We start from the raw sequence: 14,673 nt of genomic DNA on the forward strand, positions 1-14,673 counted from the left end.
TCCGGACACGGCATCCCGCAGGACCGCGCCGTCGGCGCAGGTTCTGCCCACGCGGCTGCGCAAAGGACTCCCATGCATCTGATCGCGACTCGAAGGAACGCCCCCTCCCCTCGCCGCACCCCGCGCCGCCTGCAGCGCTGGCTCGGCGCGACCCTGCTGCTGGCGGCCACTACGGCCAGCGCTGCCGATGATCTGAACGAACGGCTCGCACAGGCCCTGCAGGGCACCGCCACGCCTGCGATGGGCGTGCTGGTCATCCGCGATGGCAAGATCGCCGAACATGCCGTGCACGGCGTCCGTCGCAATGATGCGACGACACCGGTCACCACGGACGATCAATGGATGATCGGCTCCACCGGCAAGCCGATCACGGTGGCGATGATCGCGCGGCTCGTTGAACAGGGTGTGCTGCGCTGGGATGCACCGCTGTCGACCTTGTTGCCCGACCTTACCGCACAGATGCAGCCGGCCTACCGCAGCGTCACCCTGGTGCAGTTGCTCTCGCACCGCGCCGGCCTGCCGGAAAACCTCACCGACGCCGCCGCACTGGATGCGTTCTTCGTTGATACGCGGGCCCTGCCCGTGCAGCGCGAGGCGTACGTCAAGGCAGCCCTGGCCGAAGCGCCGGTGCATCCGCCCGGCACCGAATTCGCCTATAGCAACAGTGGCTTCCTGATCGCGGCGGTGATCGCCGAACGTGCCACCGGCAAGGACGTGGAAACGCTGATGCAGCGCGAAGTGTTCCAGCCGCTGGGCATGACCGGTGCCGGGTTCGGCCCGACCCCGGCGGGGCAACCGCGGGGCCATCGCGCCGGCAAGCCGGTGACCACCGCACCGCAGAAGGCCGATGACGGGGTGCCACCGATCTACACCGCCGCCGGTAATCTGCACATGCGCCTGCAGGACCTGGCGCTGTTCGCCATCGATCAGCTCGCGGGCAGCCAAGGCAAGGGCACGCTGCTGACGCCGGCCTCATACGCGCTGATGCAGACCGCGCAGCCGGGCAGCGGATCCGGGCTGGACTGGGGCGTGCAGCCCTCGATTGCCGGCCGTCAGGGCCCGGTGCTGGTGCACGGCGGTTCGGACGGTAACTGGCTGGCCTGGGTAGTGCTGTTCCCCGGCCAGAACAACGGCGTGATCGCCATCGCCAACGCTGCCGAAGACATGGGCGCCGACCAGGCCACCATGGGCGTGCTGGGCGGACTGTTCGCCGAGCTGGCGCCGGCTGCAGCCGGGGCGCCCGCCAAGTAACAGAAACGACAACGCCCCGCAGATGCGGGGCGTTGCCGAGACACGCATCATGCTCACCGGTGCCCTGCGGCACCGGCGATCGCGTGTCTTACCAGTTCATGTTGAGCGAAACGCCCACGGTGCGCGGTTCGTTGTAGACCGCGGCCATGTAGTTCTCGATCACACCCTTGAGGTTCTTCTCATTGGTGATGTTGCGCGCGAACAGCGCCACTTCCCAGGCACCGTAGTTGGCGGAGTAACCCAGCTTCAGGCCACCTTCGAAGCTGCCCTTGGCGTTGAACTCGGCCGAGTCATACAGCACGAAGCTGGTGTAACCCTGCTTGTTCCAGTCGGTGGAGACGAAGAACACATCGCTGTCATTGACCGGCATGTCGTAACGCGCGGCCAGGTTGATGTTGTACTTCGGCGCGTTCGGCAGCGGGTTGCCGTTGATCTGCGCGAAGGTGTTGGCACCGACCTTGATGGTCGGATCGTTCACCGTGCAGACCACGGCGCCGTTCAGGGCGCAGACCTGCGCGTACACGCGGTCGTCCTGGATCTTGCTGTGCAGCAGGCTGATACCGGCGCTCAGGGCCAGGTTCGGGATCGGGCGCAGCTCCATGTCCGCTTCCAGACCGTAAGCCTTGGCCTTGTCGGCGTTGAACAGCACGCCGTTGCCATCCGAATCGTTGCCGTTGAGCTGGATGTCGTTGACCACGTAGGTGAACGCGGCGGCGTTCACGCGCAGGCGGTTGTCCCACAGGCTGCTCTTGATGCCCGCTTCCCAGGACAGGATGGTTTCCGAGTTCGCCGTGGTGAAATCGGCATTGAACACGGCCGAACGGCCCTGGATGGTCGGGCCGCGGAAGCCGCGGGCCACGCGCGCATACACGCTCAGCTGCGGGTTGAACGCGTACATCGCGCTGAGGTCCCAGCTCGGCGTGGTGTCGGACATTTCCACGTAGGTGCGGCCCTTGTAGGTCACGGCACCGGCGGCGGTATCGGCGGTCTTGAGCAGACGGGTCTTCTTCTCGTCCCTGGTCTGGCGCAGGCCGGCGGTCAGGGTGAACTTGTCGGTCACGTCATAGCTGACCTGGCCGAACCCGGCCCAGGAGGTATTGACGTTACGCAGGCGCACCCAGTTGTTCGGGTTGCGGGCATTGCCCTGCAGGAACCAGGCGCGCTGGTAGAAATCGGTGGTGTCGCGGCCGTCGAAGTAGAACGCGCCGACCTGCCACTTCAGGCGGTTGTCATCGCCGTTGGCCAGACGGAATTCCTGGGTCCACTGGTCCAGATCGCGGATCTGGCCCATCGACTGGCCGTAGCCGTTCGGCACGCCATTGACCGGATAGTTCACCGCGGCGCCGCCGTCGGTGTCACCGCGGCTGTAGCCGGAGGTGGTCTCGTAGGCAGTGATCGAGGTCAGCGAGACGTTGCCGAAATCGTAGATCGCCTTCACCGAGCCGCCGTAGGTCTTGTAGGCCTGCGGGTTGTTGTCGGCTTCGTCGTAGGCGACCTTGTCGCGCGGCACGTCGGTCGTGTTGGAACCCTTGATCAGCGCGCTGCGCAGGAACAGGGTCGAGGTGCCGTCGTAATCGCGTGCGTGGGCCGAGGCCAGCAGCGAGAAGTTGTCGCTCGGCTGCAGCAGCAGCTGCGCACGCACGTTGCGGTCGTCGAAGCCGCCCATCGCGTTCTTCTTCGGCGAGACCGTGCCATCGGCGCTCGGGCCGCTGTAGGTGTTGTCGACGTAATCATCGCGGTGCTGGTACAGCGCCGACACGCGGAACGAGGCGATGTCGTTGATCGGGCCGCCGAAGCCGCCATCGATGGCCACGCTGCCGTAGGAGCCATAGCTGGCCTGCACGCGGCCGCTGTAATCCTGGCTCGGCTTGATCGTGTCGAACTTGACGATGCCGGCGGTGGTGTTGCGGCCGAACAGCGTGCCCTGCGGGCCGCGCAGCACCTCGATCTGGTCCACGTCGTAGACCGGGTTGGACTTCAGCACCACGTGTTCAAGCACCACGTCGTCCTGGATGATCGACACCGGCTGCGAGGCACCCAGGTAGAAATCGATGTTGCCCAGGCCACGGATGTAGAAGCGCGGGAAGATGCGGCCGGTGGTGGTTTCGGCGTAGAAGCTCGGCACCTTGCCCGACAGGGCCAGCAGGGTGTCATCGCCGCCAGCGGTGTAATCACGGATCTTCTCGCCCTGCACCACGCCGACCGACACCGGCACTTCCTGCAGGTTGCGCTCGCGGTGGTCGGCGGTGACGGTGATGGTGTCCAGCGAGGTCGCGCTGGCGGACTGCGCGTCCTGCGCCGAGGCGGCAGCGGACAGCATCAGCGCAGCGGAGGCGCAGGCCAGCGCCAGCGCGCGGCGGCGCGGCAGCACGGCAGCGGAGAGGGAACGGGAGAGAAGACGCGTCGACACAGGGGCGTGGCGTAGAGCGGGCATGCAGAGGTCTCGGGTAGTACAGATCGGGGCATCCGGCAGATGGCCGGGCACCATAGGAAATCGGCATCGCTGTGGAGACAGCGATGCGGCACGGTATTGGCTGGATGTTGCAGATTGGTGTCAGGGCGTTGTGGGCGACGGCTGTCCGGCCCCCCTGGTCCACTGGCTATGCGGCCGCGTTTTCTGGCGCGGATTATGCCCGGCCAAGGCGCGCGCCGGAAGGGCGGGGTTCGCGTTTGATGCTTTCCGGGCCATCGGTCACGTGTCGCCCGGCACTTGTCGCCCTGGCAGCGGCGGCGAACACTGAACCGGTCATCCACGAGATCCCCGCATGCCCTCTCGCCCGCTGGCCTGCCTGCTCCTGTTGTTGTCCGCCTCGGCCGCCCAGGCCGCCGAACCGCCCGCACAGTGGCTGGTCACCACCGACCTGTGGGGAAACCCGGCCTACCAGCTGCTCACCCTGCCCGACCAGCAGGGTCCGGTGGAGGGGCGTTTCGATGGGGATAGTCTGCAGGGCAGCCGCCAGGGCACCACGCTGGCGTTTGTCGTCACCGGCAGCGATGGCGCGACCTACCGCTTCCGTGGCGAGCAGACCGGCACGACCCTGCGCGGTACGGCCGATTATCCCGACACCAACGCCAGCGAGCGACGCGCGATGCATCCCTTCAGCGCGCGCCGCCTGCCCGAGCGGCCGGCCGGCGGCCCACGCCAGCATGACTTCGTGCCCACCTCCTATTCGAATGAGTTTTCGCCCCACCGCGCGCCCGTGCTGACGGTCTGGCCGGGCGACAGCGTGCGCACCACGACGCTGGATTCCGGCGGCGTGGATGCCAACGGCCAGACCCGGGCGCTGTTCGGCAATCCGCAGACGGGGCCGTTCTACGTGATGGAGGCCGAGCCCGGCGATGTGCTGGCGATCCACATCAAACGCCTGCGCTTGAACCGCGGCTACGCCGATAGTCTGGACAGCATCGTGGGACGCGCGCTGACACCGGCCTTGGCAGCAAAGGCCACCGCACTGGACAAACCGGTGCGCTGGACCCTGGACCGCGAACGCGGCCGTGCCCGCCCAGAGGCGGCCACCGGCAAGCTCAAGGACTTCTGGGTGCCGGTCAGGCCGATGCTTGGCGGGCTGGCGGTGGCACCAGGGTTTGGCAACGCGCCGATCTCCACCGGCGACACCGGCCGCTTCGGCGGCAACATGGACTTCAACGAAATCCGCGAGGGCGCCACCGTGTATCTGCCGGTATCCCAGCCCGGCGCCCTGCTCTACCTGGGCGATGCGCACGCGCTGCAGGGCGATGGCGAAACCTCGCAGTACGCGCTGGAGACCTCGATGGACGTGGAGTTCAGCGTGGAGGTGATCAAGTCCCGTGCGCAGTCAGCGCCGCGGGTGGAATCAGCGACGCAGTTGATGGTCCTGGGCCAGGCCGGCTCGCTGGATGATGCCCTGCGCGCGGCCACCGCCGGGATGGCGCAGTGGCTGGAACAGGACTACGGGTTGAGCCTGTCCGAGACGGCGCAGGTGCTGGGCAGTTCGGTCAGTTTCGTGGTGGCCAACCTGGCCGGGCGCAGCGTCGGGGTGGCGGCCAAACTGGACAAAGCCCTGCTGCAGCAGGTGGAACGCGCGCCCGCCACGGCGCGGGCCAGGCACTGAACCCAACGCAGGTCCCACTTGGCAGGCGCCGCCGGTCGGCGCTAGACTAGGCCCATTGCGGGGTACGGCCGAGGCCGGTGACGCCACGCAGCAGCAGCATACGTGGGGCCATAGCTCAGCTGGGAGAGCGCGTCGTTCGCATCGACGAGGTCAGGAGTTCGATCCTCCTTGGCTCCACCACTATTCAACAGAACGCCCCGGGAATCAGCTTCCCGGGGCGTTCTTGTTTCTGCAGGCCGCGCGCGGTTGCTTACGCGCCCTCGGGATTGTCCTTGCGCTCCGGCCGACGCGTGCCTGCATCATGGATCGCCTGATCGGTCTGTCCCGGCCGCTGCTTGGCGGTTTCGTCCTGCTTGCGGTCCTGCTGGCTTTCTTCGATGCCTTCCTGCTTGCCGTGTTCGCTGGGCTTGGTGTCAGCCATGGGTCTACTCACTCGTGCGGGCGCCGGGGCGGCGCCTTCCCGGGCAGACTAACCAGCCGATCGTGATGCACGAATCACGATCGGCGCGGCCTCGCACACAGCGCGCTCACGCGTGAGGCGTCGGTCACTCCAGCTTGACCACCAGCTTGCCGAAGTTGCGCCCCTTGAGCAGGCCGAAGAACGCCTCGGGCGCGTTCTCCAATCCCGCCACGATGTCCTCGCGATACTGCACGCGGCCGTCCTTCAACCACTGCCCCATGTCGCGCAGGAACGCCGGGAAGAACGCGTGCAGATCGGACTGGATGAAGCCGCGCACGGTCAGGCGCTGGCGCAATACCTGGCTCATGAAGCCGGGCAGCCGATCCGGCCCGGGCAGCACCGCGCCGCGCGCGTTGTAGGTAGCGATGGTGCCGCAGACCGGAATGCGTGCGAAGTCGTTGAGCAGCGGCGCCACCGCATCGAACACATGCCCGCCGACGTTCTCGAAGTAGACATCGATGCCGTCGGGCACCGCCGCACGCAACTGCGCAGCGAAATCGTCGGCGCGGTGATCCAGCGCCACATCGAAGCCCAGCGTTTCCAGATACGCGCGCTTCTGCTCGCCACCGGCAATGCCCACCGTGCGCGCACCCTGCAGCTTGGCGATCTGCCCGACCGTTGCGCCCACCGGGCCGCTGGCAGCAGCCACCACGAGCGTTTCGCCCGGCTGCAGCTTGCCGATTTCCTGCAGGCCCACGTACGCCGTGAATCCGGGCATGCCGTACACGCCCAGTGCAGTGCTGATCGGCAGGCCGTTGTCTTCCAGCTTGCGGCTGAGCTGATCGCCGTCGATGACGGCATGCGTCTGCCAGTTACCCGGTGCCAGGACATGCTCGCCGGCCGCAACATCCGGATGGTTGGAGGCGAGCACCTCGGCAACGGTGCGCCCCTCCATCACTGCATCCAGCGCAACCGGGGCGGCGTAGGACGGCCCTTCTTCCATGCGACCGCGCATATAAGGATCCAGGGACAGGTATCGATTGCGCAGCAGCACCTGGCCTGGGCCCAGCGCGGGAACCGGCACCTGTTCGACACGGAAGTTAGCCGCGACCGGGGCGCCGTTCGGGCGCGAGGCGAGCACGATGCGTTTGTTGGTGAGTGCGTTCATCAGCGGATCGCTCCGGGGGAGACGAAAAAGGAATCCCGACAGTACGCCGTCCAGGCACGTCCAGACGGGGGGGGCAAAACAGCGTTCCATCGGTGCGGCGCGATGCGGAGGTGGCCTGGCCTTTGCGCGACAGCGACCGACGCTCTGGATGGCGTCACAGCATTCCATCCATACGCTGCACCGATCATCCGTTGCCCGCGCCGCGGGCCAAGGCGCATGATCGCGTCATGAACGTTCCCTCTTCCAGCCGACGCCGCTACCTGCTGCCCGTGTTGATGTCCGCCACCACGGTGTTCGGCTTGGCATGCTGGGCGATCCTGGCGACCGAGCCCGGTTGCCTGGCCGCGCAAGGCCATTGGTCGTCCGGTGCAGGCAAGTGCCACACGCGCCTGTGCCTGCTGCAGGGCGACTGCGGCGAGATGGCTTCACCTATCGTGGCATGCAACAAAGTGCAGGTCGGCGACAGCCGTGGCCGCGTGTACTTCCACTTGGGCAATCCCCTGCCTGGTGCGGGCGCCGAAGCGGAGTGGCCCGCAGGCAAAGCCGACAACGGCACGATCCGTGCACGCTTCGAGGATGAGCGGCTGGTCAGCCTGGCCTGCCCGGTCACGCGGTAGTGCGTGCGCGCTTCCATTGCAGCGGGCTCATGCCCATCTCGATCCGGAACATGTAGTTGAACGCCGACGCCGAGGCATAGCCCAGCTCGTGCGCGATTACCGTGGGCGAACGCCCCTGCGCCAGCCACTCGATGGCGCGCAGCAGACGCAGCCGCAACCGCCAGTCGCGCAGGCACATGCCTGTCTCGCGTTCGAAATGGCGTGCCAGAGTCCGTGCCGATGCCCCCAGCAACGGTGCCCAGTCCTCCACGCTGCGGGTATCGGCCGGCTGCTCGTAGAGTGCCTGGCACCAGCGCTGCAGACGGGCGTCCTGCGGCCATGGCAGGTGCCGGGTGTGTTGCGGCTGGCGCGGCAACTGCGCGGTGATCAGCGTGCACAAGGTGGCGTAGTAAGTGCGGTCGTGATCGGGCACGGTGCGATCGAGTTCAATGATCAGTTCGCGCAGCAGCGGTAACACTTCCAGGACCACGCAGCGCGTGGGCATGCCCAGATCCGGGGCATCATCCACGTACAGATTGCGGAATGCCGAAGTGCTCAACGCGCCGGTGTGATGCAGCGTGCCCGTCGGCACCCACAGCGCCTGATGCGGGGTGATCACGTGACGGGCCTGCCCCGCGCTGGCCTGCAGCACACCCGTGCTGGCGTGGACCAGCTGGTTCCAGCCGTGCATGTGCGGCGGGAAGCGCTCACCCGCCTCCAGCCACTGGCTGCGCGCCACCACCGGCCACGGCAGACGCCGCAGCGGCGGCACCAGGACTTCGCGCCAACCCGGAGCAGTGGGTTCCGCCGTGGCCATGTGACGCCTCATCGACAGGATGGGTCATTCTATCGAAAGACGCGGTCACCTCTGTCCACGGACCATGGGCCCTCCCCGCTGCCCTCCCCACCCATGTCACTCTTGATCCCGCCTCCCCGCCACGCCTGGCAGGTCATCACGGCCGGCATCTGCGCGCTGGTACTCACGGTTGGCCTGGCGCGCTTTGCCTACACCCCGCTGCTGCCGGTGATGCGACTCGACGCCGGGCTCACGGCAGCCGGCGGCGGCTGGCTGGCAACGTTCAACTATCTGGGCTACCTGGCCGGCACTGTGCTGGTCGCCCGGGTCGGCGACATGCAGCTGAAATTCCGCTTCTACCGCATCGGACTGGTCCTGGCAGTGGTATCCACCGGCCTGATGGGCACCACCACGGACATGGCCACCTGGGGCGTGCTGCGCTTCGTGGCCGGCCTGTCCAGCACCGCCGGCCTGCTGCTCGCCTCCGGGCTGGTGCTCAACTGGCTGCTCGCCCATCAGCGCCGCCCACAGCTCGGCCTGCACTTCGCCGGCCTCGGGGTGGGGATCGCGGTCTCGGGCCTGGCGGCTGCGGCGATGGCCGATCAACTGGCGTCCTCCCGGCAGTGGATCGCGCTGGGCACCCTCGCGGTGGTGTTCCTGATCCCGGCCTGGGCATGGATGCCGCCGCCGGCAGCGATCTCCAGTGCCACTGGGGCCAATGCTCCCCCGCCACCCGGGCGGCGCTGGCGCTGGCTGCTGATCGCCTCGTACTTCTGCGCGGGGGTCGGCTTCGTGGTCAGCGCGACCTTCATCGTCGCCATCCTGGTGCAGACCCCTGCCTTCGCCGGCCACGGCAGTTGGGTGTGGGTCCTGGTCGGCCTCACCGCCATCCCCTCGACGTTTGCCTGGGATCGGCTCTCGAACCGGCTTGGACTGATCCGTGCATTGATGCTCGCCTATGCGTTGCAGGCTACGTCCTTCGTATTGCCCTTGCTGGATGGCGGGCTGTGGGCCGGCGCGGCCAGCGCCGTGCTGTTCGGCCTGACCTTCGCCGGCATCGTCAGCCTGACCCTGACCGTGGTCGGTCGCCACTACCCGCACAATCCTGCCAAGGCGATGGCGACGCTGACGCTGAGTTATGGCGTCGCCCAGATCATCGCCCCCGCGATCGCCGGCACGCTGGCGCGCGACAGCGGCAGCTACCAGGGCGCATTGGTGCTGGCGGCGATCATGATGGTGATCGGCTTCGTGCTGTTGTGGTGCATTCCCGACGACGCACGATCCACCACGGGCTGATCAACTGCACCGGCGGAAAGCATCCGCCTGAACCGACGTTCATGCGCTTGTGTGATGTGCTCGGGCCCGTTGGATCAAGCACTTGGATGCGTGCAGACACGGGTTTGGAAACAAATGTGAAATTTTTTTCGCGAAATGCTTGCCGAACCCCTCATACCTCCGTATTATTCGCGTCCTCGCCAGCGGCAACGCAGCGATGAAGTGGCCGGGTAGCTCAGTTGGTAGAGCAGGGGATTGAAAATCCCCGTGTCGGCGGTTCGATTCCGTCCCCGGCCACCACAATTTCAGATGACCTGCAGAAATGCAGGTCATTTTTTTTGTCTGTTGTGCGGCGTCGCCACATCGCGCAGCGTTCAAGGAAGGAGGTTCCGCACATGGTTCGTGCTTTGTTCGCCGCGCTGTTCGGCAGACGTCCCGTTGCCTTCCACAGCGCATTCCCGATCGATGTGACCGTGCTGCGCCTCAAGCAGTCGATCCAGCATGGCCCGCGCCTCTCTGTCGCCGGAATGCGCGGGACGGCCTCCGCTCAACGGATCCGCCTGTGCTGGACGCGCCCGTTCGTGTCCAATTCTTTCAAGCCGTATTTCATCGGTCAGTGCATCTCCACCGAACGCGGCACGCGGCTTGAAGGTGCGTTCCAGATGCATCCCTTCATCCGCCCCCTGATGATCGGCATGTTCGTCAGCCTGCTCATCGTTCCGTTGGTGGCGGTGGTGAAGCAATGGCAACACACACACGACCTCGCGCCTGCGCTGTTGGCCAGTCTGGCGGTGGTGCCTGCTGCCTACTTCATGGCCGGCGCGGTGCTGGTGATCGTCACGATCAGCCGCTGGGCCGCACGCGACGATGAAGCGATGATCGAGGCGGAGATCCATCGCGCGCTGCAAAGCGGGCACACCGCTCAGGGATGATTTCCGCGGGCAGGCCGTTGCGCGCCTTGCCGTCCATCGCCACGCGCTGGCATGCTCACCCGGCGGACAGGATCGTCTGCGGCCGCGCTTGTTCGTCCCCATGGCCGCACACACAGGGAGAGGTGAATGTCCGAAGGCATCGAAGTGCTGCAGGCGCAGATCGCGCATCTGCAGCGAAACCAACGGCGACTGACGCTGGGCTGCGCAGCGGCCGGCCTGCTCACCATGGCCGCGTTGATGATGGGTGCGACGTCACAGCGCAGCGCCAGCTTTGATGTCATTGATGCGCAGCGCATCAACATCAAGGAACCTGACGGAACGTTGCGGCTGGCGATCTCCAATCGCACGCTGTTTCCTGGCGTGGTCATTCACAACAAGGAGCAACCTCATCCGCGCCCGATGGCAGGCATGCTGTTCTTCAACGATGAAGGCACGGAAAACGGCGGGCTGATCTACAACGGTTCGCTCGACAAGAGCGGCAAACCCTCCAGCGGCATGAGCCTGACCTTTGATCGCTATCAGCAGGATCAGCAGATGCAGCTGCTGGGCGTGGACGACGCGGGCACACACTACGCCGGGCTGACCTTCAATGATGTTGCCGATGGCCTGTCCCGCCCGTTCTTCTCCGAGCGGGACGAAGCACTTCATCGGAAGGGCATTCCTGCGATCACCGAGCGCGTGTTCCTTGGCAAGTCTGATGCGCGCGATGCCATGCTGACCCTGCGCGATGGTCAAGGTAAGCCGCGGCTTGAGTTGGTGGTCACGCCCTCTGGAGATGCCAAGGTGCGCTTCCTGGACGAGAGCGGCAACGCCACGCGGGAACTCTCCGCTGACAGTCGGTAGCGCGGGTGCCGCATGCTGCCACGCGCACGTCAGCGACGTGGGACGGCCACTGCATGACGGAATATTCACAATTTCCGCTCAGCCTGTGCCTAAGCTCGCTGCGTCTTGTGTGGAGTGTCGACAATGCGCAGCCGCTATCTGATCAGTGCCCTGCTCGCCCTCGCCGCCACCGGGTCGGCCTGGGCGGCCGCGCCGGTGACCTCGGTGGAGGCGCTGGACATGGGCCGCTATGCCGGCCAGTGGCATGAGATCGCGCACCTGCCGGTCTCGTTCCAGAAGAAATGCGTGGGCGACATCACCGCCACCTACAGCCTGCGTGCCGATGGACGGATCAGCGTGCACAACGCCTGCCGCGAAGCCGATGGCGACCGCGTCGCCGCCGATGGCGTGGCACGCCCGGTCGAGGGTCAACCGGGCCAGTTGCAGGTGCGCTTCGTGCCGGACTGGCTGTCCTGGGTGCCGCTGGTCTGGGCCGACTACTGGGTGATCGCACTGGACCCGGAGTACCAATGGGCGGTGGTCGGTGAACCGGACCGCAAGTACCTGTGGATCCTGTCGCGGTCGCCGAGCATGGATACCGCCCTGTTCGAGCAGCTCAAGGCCCGCGCCGAGGCGATGGGCTATGACCTCGCCCCGCTGCGGGTGATGGCGCCGCTGGACTGACCCGGCCCGGCCTCACCCCACGACCGGGCCGGCCCGGCCCTCCCCACGACTAAAAGCACGTGGCCCCGTCATCCCGGTGCCCTACCCTTGCGTCTCGCTGCCACAGGCAGCGCGAACACCATACGCCGTAGTATGCTCGTACCCATGCAACACCCGCCTGAGGATTGCGCCATGTCCCACCGCTTCCGCCCCCGCCTCGCCCTTGCCCTCATCGTCGTCGCCTCGCTGGCCCTGACCGCCTGCAACAAGACGGTCAAACGCGTTTCCGAGCCGGCCGCCAGCGTGCAGGAGTTGACGGTGCGTGCCGATGGCAGCTGGACGGTTGCGCTGCGCCTGCAGAACTTCAGTTCGATGCCCATGACCTTCGACAACGTCGCGCTGCAGTTGAAGGTGAGCGATGAGGATGCCGGGCAGCTGCAGCTGAAGCCCGCACTGTCCATTGGCGGGGTCTCGGCCGATGTGGTCAACGTGGACATCAAGCCGAGCTCGGGCGCCCGCCTGGTGATGGCCGATGCACTGGCCGGCAACCGCACCCTGGGCTATTCGCTCAAGGGCACGGTAAGTGCCACCCCGCAGGAAAAGAAGCAACGCACGTTCGAGATTGATAGCCGCAGCACGCTCAACCAGGCTCCCGGCCTGCCCGGCGTCCTGCGCTGACCGGCGGGCTTTCCGCCACCCTTCGCCACTGATCGAGACTGTCCCCGATGAGCAGCTACACCGCCCCGCTTTCCGATATCCGTTTCGCCCTGCATGACGTGCTCAAGGTCGAGCCGCTGTTCGCGCGCCTTGGCCTGACCGATGCCACCGCCGATGTGGTGGATGCCGTGCTGGAAGAAGCCGGCCGTTTCAGCGCCAGCGTGCTGGCGCCGTTGAACAGCGTGGGCGATGAGATCGGCTGCGTCCTCGACCAGGCCACCGGCGAGGTCACCACCCCGCCGGGCTTCAAGCAGGCCTACGCCCAGTTCGTGGACGGCGGCTGGACCGGTCTGACCGCGGCACCGGAACTGGGTGGCCAGGGCCTGCCGCATACGCTGGGCGTGCCGCTCAACGAAATGATCAACGCCGCCAACCTGGCGTGGGGCAACTTCCCGCTGCTCTCGCACGGTGCGATCGAAGCGCTCAAGCAGCATGGCGAGGCCTGGCAGCAGGACGCCTTCCTCAAGCCGCTGATCGAAGGCCGCTGGACCGGCACCATGTGCCTGACCGAACCGCATTGCGGCACTGATCTTGGCCTGCTCAAGACCAAGGCCGAGCCGAACGCGGATGGCAGCTACGCGATCACCGGCACCAAGATCTTCATCACCGCCGGCGAGCACGACCTCACCGAGAACATCGTGCACCTGGTGCTGGCCAAGCTGCCGGATGCACCGGCCGGGGCCAAGGGCATTTCGCTGTTCGTCACCCCGAAGTTCAAGGTCGATCGCGAGGGAAAGGTGGGCGAGCGCAATGCGCTGCGCTGCGGCTCGATCGAACACAAGATGGGCATCAAGGGCTCGGTCACCTGCGTGATGAATTTCGACGGTGCCGAAGGGTATCTGGTCGGGCAACCGCACAAGGGCCTGCAGGCAATGTTCACCATGATGAACACCGCGCGCCTGGGCGTCGGCCTGCAGGGCATCGGCCTTTCCGAGCGGGCCTACCAGAACGCGCTGAAGTACAGCCGCGAGCGCCTGCAGTCGCGTTCGTTGAGCGGTGCGAAGAATCCGGAGAAGCCGGCCGACCCGATTCTGGTCCACCCGGATGTGCGGCGCATGCTGCTGACCATCAAATCGCTGGTCGAAGGCAGCCGCCTGCTGGCCCTGCACGCGGCGACCCTGATCGACGTCGCCCACCACGCCGAGGATGCCGGCGAGCGCGAACGCGCGGACACGCTGGTGAGCTTCCTGACCCCGATCTCCAAGGCCTGCCAGACCGAATGGGGCATCGAGAACACCTACAACGCGCTGCAGTGCTTCGGTGGCCATGGCTACATCCGCGAGCACGGCATGGAGCAGTTGGCCCGCGATGCGCGCATCACCACGCTGTACGAAGGCACCACCGGCATCCAGGCGCTGGACCTGATCGGCCGCAAGACCGCTTCCAGCCAGGGCGCGGGGCTGAAGCTGATGCTGGCCGAGATCGAGGCCTTCGCCAAGGCCAATGAAGGCAACGAAGCGCTGGCCGAGTTCATTGCCCCGCTGCGCGCCAAGGCCGACGAATGGGCCACGCTGACCATGGCGACCTTGCAGCGCGCGGCCACCAACCCGGACGAACTGGGCGCAGCCAGCTTCGATTACCTGTTCTACTCGGGCTATGTGGTGCTGGCCTACTGGTGGGCCCGCAGCGTCGCCGCCGCCGAGGCCTCCGCGCAGAGCGACGCGTTCAAGCAGGCCAAGCGCGAGACGGCCCGCTTCTACTTCGCCCGCGTGCTGCCGCGCACGCTCAGCCACGCCGCCGCGATCCAGTCCGGCGCCGAACCGTTGATGGCCATGACCGACGCGCACTTCGGCGAAGGTTGATCGGTCGCCAGACCACCGACCAACGGTCGGTGGCTACCTGATTGCCACGCAGGTGCCGACCGGCAGTCGGAACACCGATGCGTGATCGTCGGCAGGTGCCGACCGTTGGTCGGCACCCCGGATACACCTTCTGGAGAAAAGCCCCCTTGATGTTCAAGGG

General features: G+C 66.5%; 13 protein-coding genes and 2 tRNA genes. 11 read left to right on the forward strand and 4 right to left on the reverse strand.

Translation table 11 applies throughout. The annotated features are described in order from the left end of the window. Nucleotides 1–72: 72 nt before the first annotated feature. Nucleotides 73–1,251 (forward strand): serine hydrolase domain-containing protein, encoded by a 1,179-nt coding sequence (locus QMX81_RS12285; RefSeq protein WP_282261866.1) that lies wholly within the window; start codon nucleotides 73–75, stop codon nucleotides 1,249–1,251. Between the two features lie 88 nt (nucleotides 1,252–1,339). Here QMX81_RS12285 and QMX81_RS12290 read toward each other — a convergent pair whose 3' ends face one another. Further along, nucleotides 1,340–3,685, reverse strand: a complete 2,346-nt coding sequence (locus tag QMX81_RS12290; RefSeq protein WP_282261868.1) for a TonB-dependent receptor — start codon at nucleotides 3,683–3,685, stop codon at nucleotides 1,340–1,342. A gap of 331 nt (nucleotides 3,686–4,016) precedes the next feature. Between QMX81_RS12290 and QMX81_RS12295 the strand changes: the two genes are divergently transcribed. Together QMX81_RS12295 and QMX81_RS12300 are read left to right on the forward strand one after the other, a co-directional pair. Further along, nucleotides 4,017–5,342, forward strand: coding sequence for an acetamidase/formamidase family protein (locus QMX81_RS12295; RefSeq protein ID WP_282261870.1), 1,326 nt, complete (start codon nucleotides 4,017–4,019; stop codon nucleotides 5,340–5,342). Nucleotides 5,343–5,446: 104 nt separating this feature from the next. Next, nucleotides 5,447–5,522 (forward strand) — tRNA-Ala (locus QMX81_RS12300). Nucleotides 5,523–5,592: 70 nt separating this feature from the next. On the opposite strand, the gene QMX81_RS12305 is transcribed toward QMX81_RS12300, so the two are convergent. Both QMX81_RS12305 and QMX81_RS12310 read right to left on the reverse strand, forming a co-directional pair. Continuing rightward, complete coding sequence (locus QMX81_RS12305) at nucleotides 5,593–5,763, reverse strand: hypothetical protein (protein WP_183073677.1); 171 nt, start codon at nucleotides 5,761–5,763, stop codon at nucleotides 5,593–5,595. 124 nt (nucleotides 5,764–5,887) lie between these two features. Then, entirely contained in the window at nucleotides 5,888–6,910 is a 1,023-nt protein-coding gene (locus tag QMX81_RS12310) for an NADP-dependent oxidoreductase (protein ID WP_193222836.1), read from the reverse strand. A gap of 227 nt (nucleotides 6,911–7,137) precedes the next feature. Between QMX81_RS12310 and QMX81_RS12315 the strand changes: the two genes are divergently transcribed. Then, a complete protein-coding gene (locus QMX81_RS12315; RefSeq protein WP_282261871.1) occupies nucleotides 7,138–7,527 on the forward strand; it encodes a hypothetical protein in 390 nt (129 codons plus the stop codon). Here QMX81_RS12315 and QMX81_RS12320 read toward each other — a convergent pair. Beyond that, a complete protein-coding gene (locus QMX81_RS12320) occupies nucleotides 7,517–8,323 on the reverse strand; it encodes a helix-turn-helix transcriptional regulator (protein ID WP_282261872.1) in 807 nt (268 codons plus the stop codon). The two genes, QMX81_RS12315 and QMX81_RS12320, sit on opposite strands and share 11 nt — an antisense overlap. A gap of 93 nt (nucleotides 8,324–8,416) precedes the next feature. Here QMX81_RS12320 and QMX81_RS12325 point away from each other — a divergent pair, with 93 nt between their 5' ends. From QMX81_RS12325 to QMX81_RS12355, 7 genes are all read left to right on the forward strand, one after another. After that, on the forward strand, nucleotides 8,417–9,598 hold the full coding sequence (locus tag QMX81_RS12325) for a YbfB/YjiJ family MFS transporter (RefSeq protein WP_282261873.1): 1,182 nt from the start codon (nucleotides 8,417–8,419) through the stop codon (nucleotides 9,596–9,598). A 203-nt stretch (nucleotides 9,599–9,801) separates the two neighbouring features. Further along, nucleotides 9,802–9,877, forward strand: a tRNA-Phe gene (locus QMX81_RS12330). A gap of 107 nt (nucleotides 9,878–9,984) precedes the next feature. Continuing rightward, the gene (locus QMX81_RS12335) at nucleotides 9,985–10,509 is read left to right on the forward strand and encodes a hypothetical protein (protein ID WP_282261874.1); all 525 of its coding nucleotides are present in this window, start codon (nucleotides 9,985–9,987) and stop codon (nucleotides 10,507–10,509) included. 126 nt (nucleotides 10,510–10,635) lie between these two features. Then, on the forward strand, nucleotides 10,636–11,352 hold the full coding sequence (locus tag QMX81_RS12340) for a hypothetical protein (RefSeq protein ID WP_259462106.1): 717 nt from the start codon (nucleotides 10,636–10,638) through the stop codon (nucleotides 11,350–11,352). Nucleotides 11,353–11,475: 123 nt separating this feature from the next. Further along, nucleotides 11,476–12,015 carry a lipocalin family protein gene (locus QMX81_RS12345; RefSeq protein ID WP_282261877.1) on the forward strand — a complete coding sequence of 180 codons (540 nt, stop codon included), beginning with the start codon at nucleotides 11,476–11,478 and terminating at the stop codon, nucleotides 12,013–12,015. A 171-nt stretch (nucleotides 12,016–12,186) separates the two neighbouring features. Then, a complete protein-coding gene (locus QMX81_RS12350; RefSeq protein WP_152153416.1) occupies nucleotides 12,187–12,672 on the forward strand; it encodes an LEA type 2 family protein in 486 nt (161 codons plus the stop codon). A gap of 47 nt (nucleotides 12,673–12,719) precedes the next feature. Next, the gene (locus QMX81_RS12355; protein ID WP_121038308.1) at nucleotides 12,720–14,513 is read left to right on the forward strand and encodes an acyl-CoA dehydrogenase C-terminal domain-containing protein; all 1,794 of its coding nucleotides are present in this window, start codon (nucleotides 12,720–12,722) and stop codon (nucleotides 14,511–14,513) included. Nucleotides 14,514–14,673 lie beyond the last annotated feature (160 nt).

The sequence above is a fragment of the Stenotrophomonas sp. PS02301 genome (assembly GCF_029959485.1).
GTDB lineage: Bacteria > Pseudomonadota > Gammaproteobacteria > Xanthomonadales > Xanthomonadaceae > Stenotrophomonas > Stenotrophomonas maltophilia_Z.

What these genes read in the sequence shown, in the direction of transcription:
- QMX81_RS12305 (WP_183073677.1), bottom strand. Translation starts at nt 5,763, where the DNA reads ATGGCTGACACCAAGCCCAGCGAACACGGCAAGCAGGAAGGCATCGAA.
- QMX81_RS12325 (WP_282261873.1), top strand. Translation starts at nt 8,417, where the DNA reads ATGTCACTCTTGATCCCGCCTCCCCGCCACGCCTGGCAGGTCATCACG.
- QMX81_RS12310 (WP_193222836.1), bottom strand. Translation starts at nt 6,910, where the DNA reads ATGAACGCACTCACCAACAAACGCATCGTGCTCGCCTCGCGCCCGAAC.
- QMX81_RS12320 (WP_282261872.1), bottom strand. Translation starts at nt 8,323, where the DNA reads ATGGCCACGGCGGAACCCACTGCTCCGGGTTGGCGCGAAGTCCTGGTG.
- QMX81_RS12315 (WP_282261871.1), top strand. Translation starts at nt 7,138, where the DNA reads ATGAACGTTCCCTCTTCCAGCCGACGCCGCTACCTGCTGCCCGTGTTG.
- QMX81_RS12295 (WP_282261870.1), top strand. Translation starts at nt 4,017, where the DNA reads ATGCCCTCTCGCCCGCTGGCCTGCCTGCTCCTGTTGTTGTCCGCCTCG.
- QMX81_RS12350 (WP_152153416.1), top strand. Translation starts at nt 12,187, where the DNA reads ATGTCCCACCGCTTCCGCCCCCGCCTCGCCCTTGCCCTCATCGTCGTC.
- QMX81_RS12285 (WP_282261866.1), top strand. Translation starts at nt 73, where the DNA reads ATGCATCTGATCGCGACTCGAAGGAACGCCCCCTCCCCTCGCCGCACC.
- QMX81_RS12290 (WP_282261868.1), bottom strand. Translation starts at nt 3,685, where the DNA reads ATGCCCGCTCTACGCCACGCCCCTGTGTCGACGCGTCTTCTCTCCCGT.
- QMX81_RS12345 (WP_282261877.1), top strand. Translation starts at nt 11,476, where the DNA reads ATGCGCAGCCGCTATCTGATCAGTGCCCTGCTCGCCCTCGCCGCCACC.
- QMX81_RS12340 (WP_259462106.1), top strand. Translation starts at nt 10,636, where the DNA reads ATGTCCGAAGGCATCGAAGTGCTGCAGGCGCAGATCGCGCATCTGCAG.
- QMX81_RS12355 (WP_121038308.1), top strand. Translation starts at nt 12,720, where the DNA reads ATGAGCAGCTACACCGCCCCGCTTTCCGATATCCGTTTCGCCCTGCAT.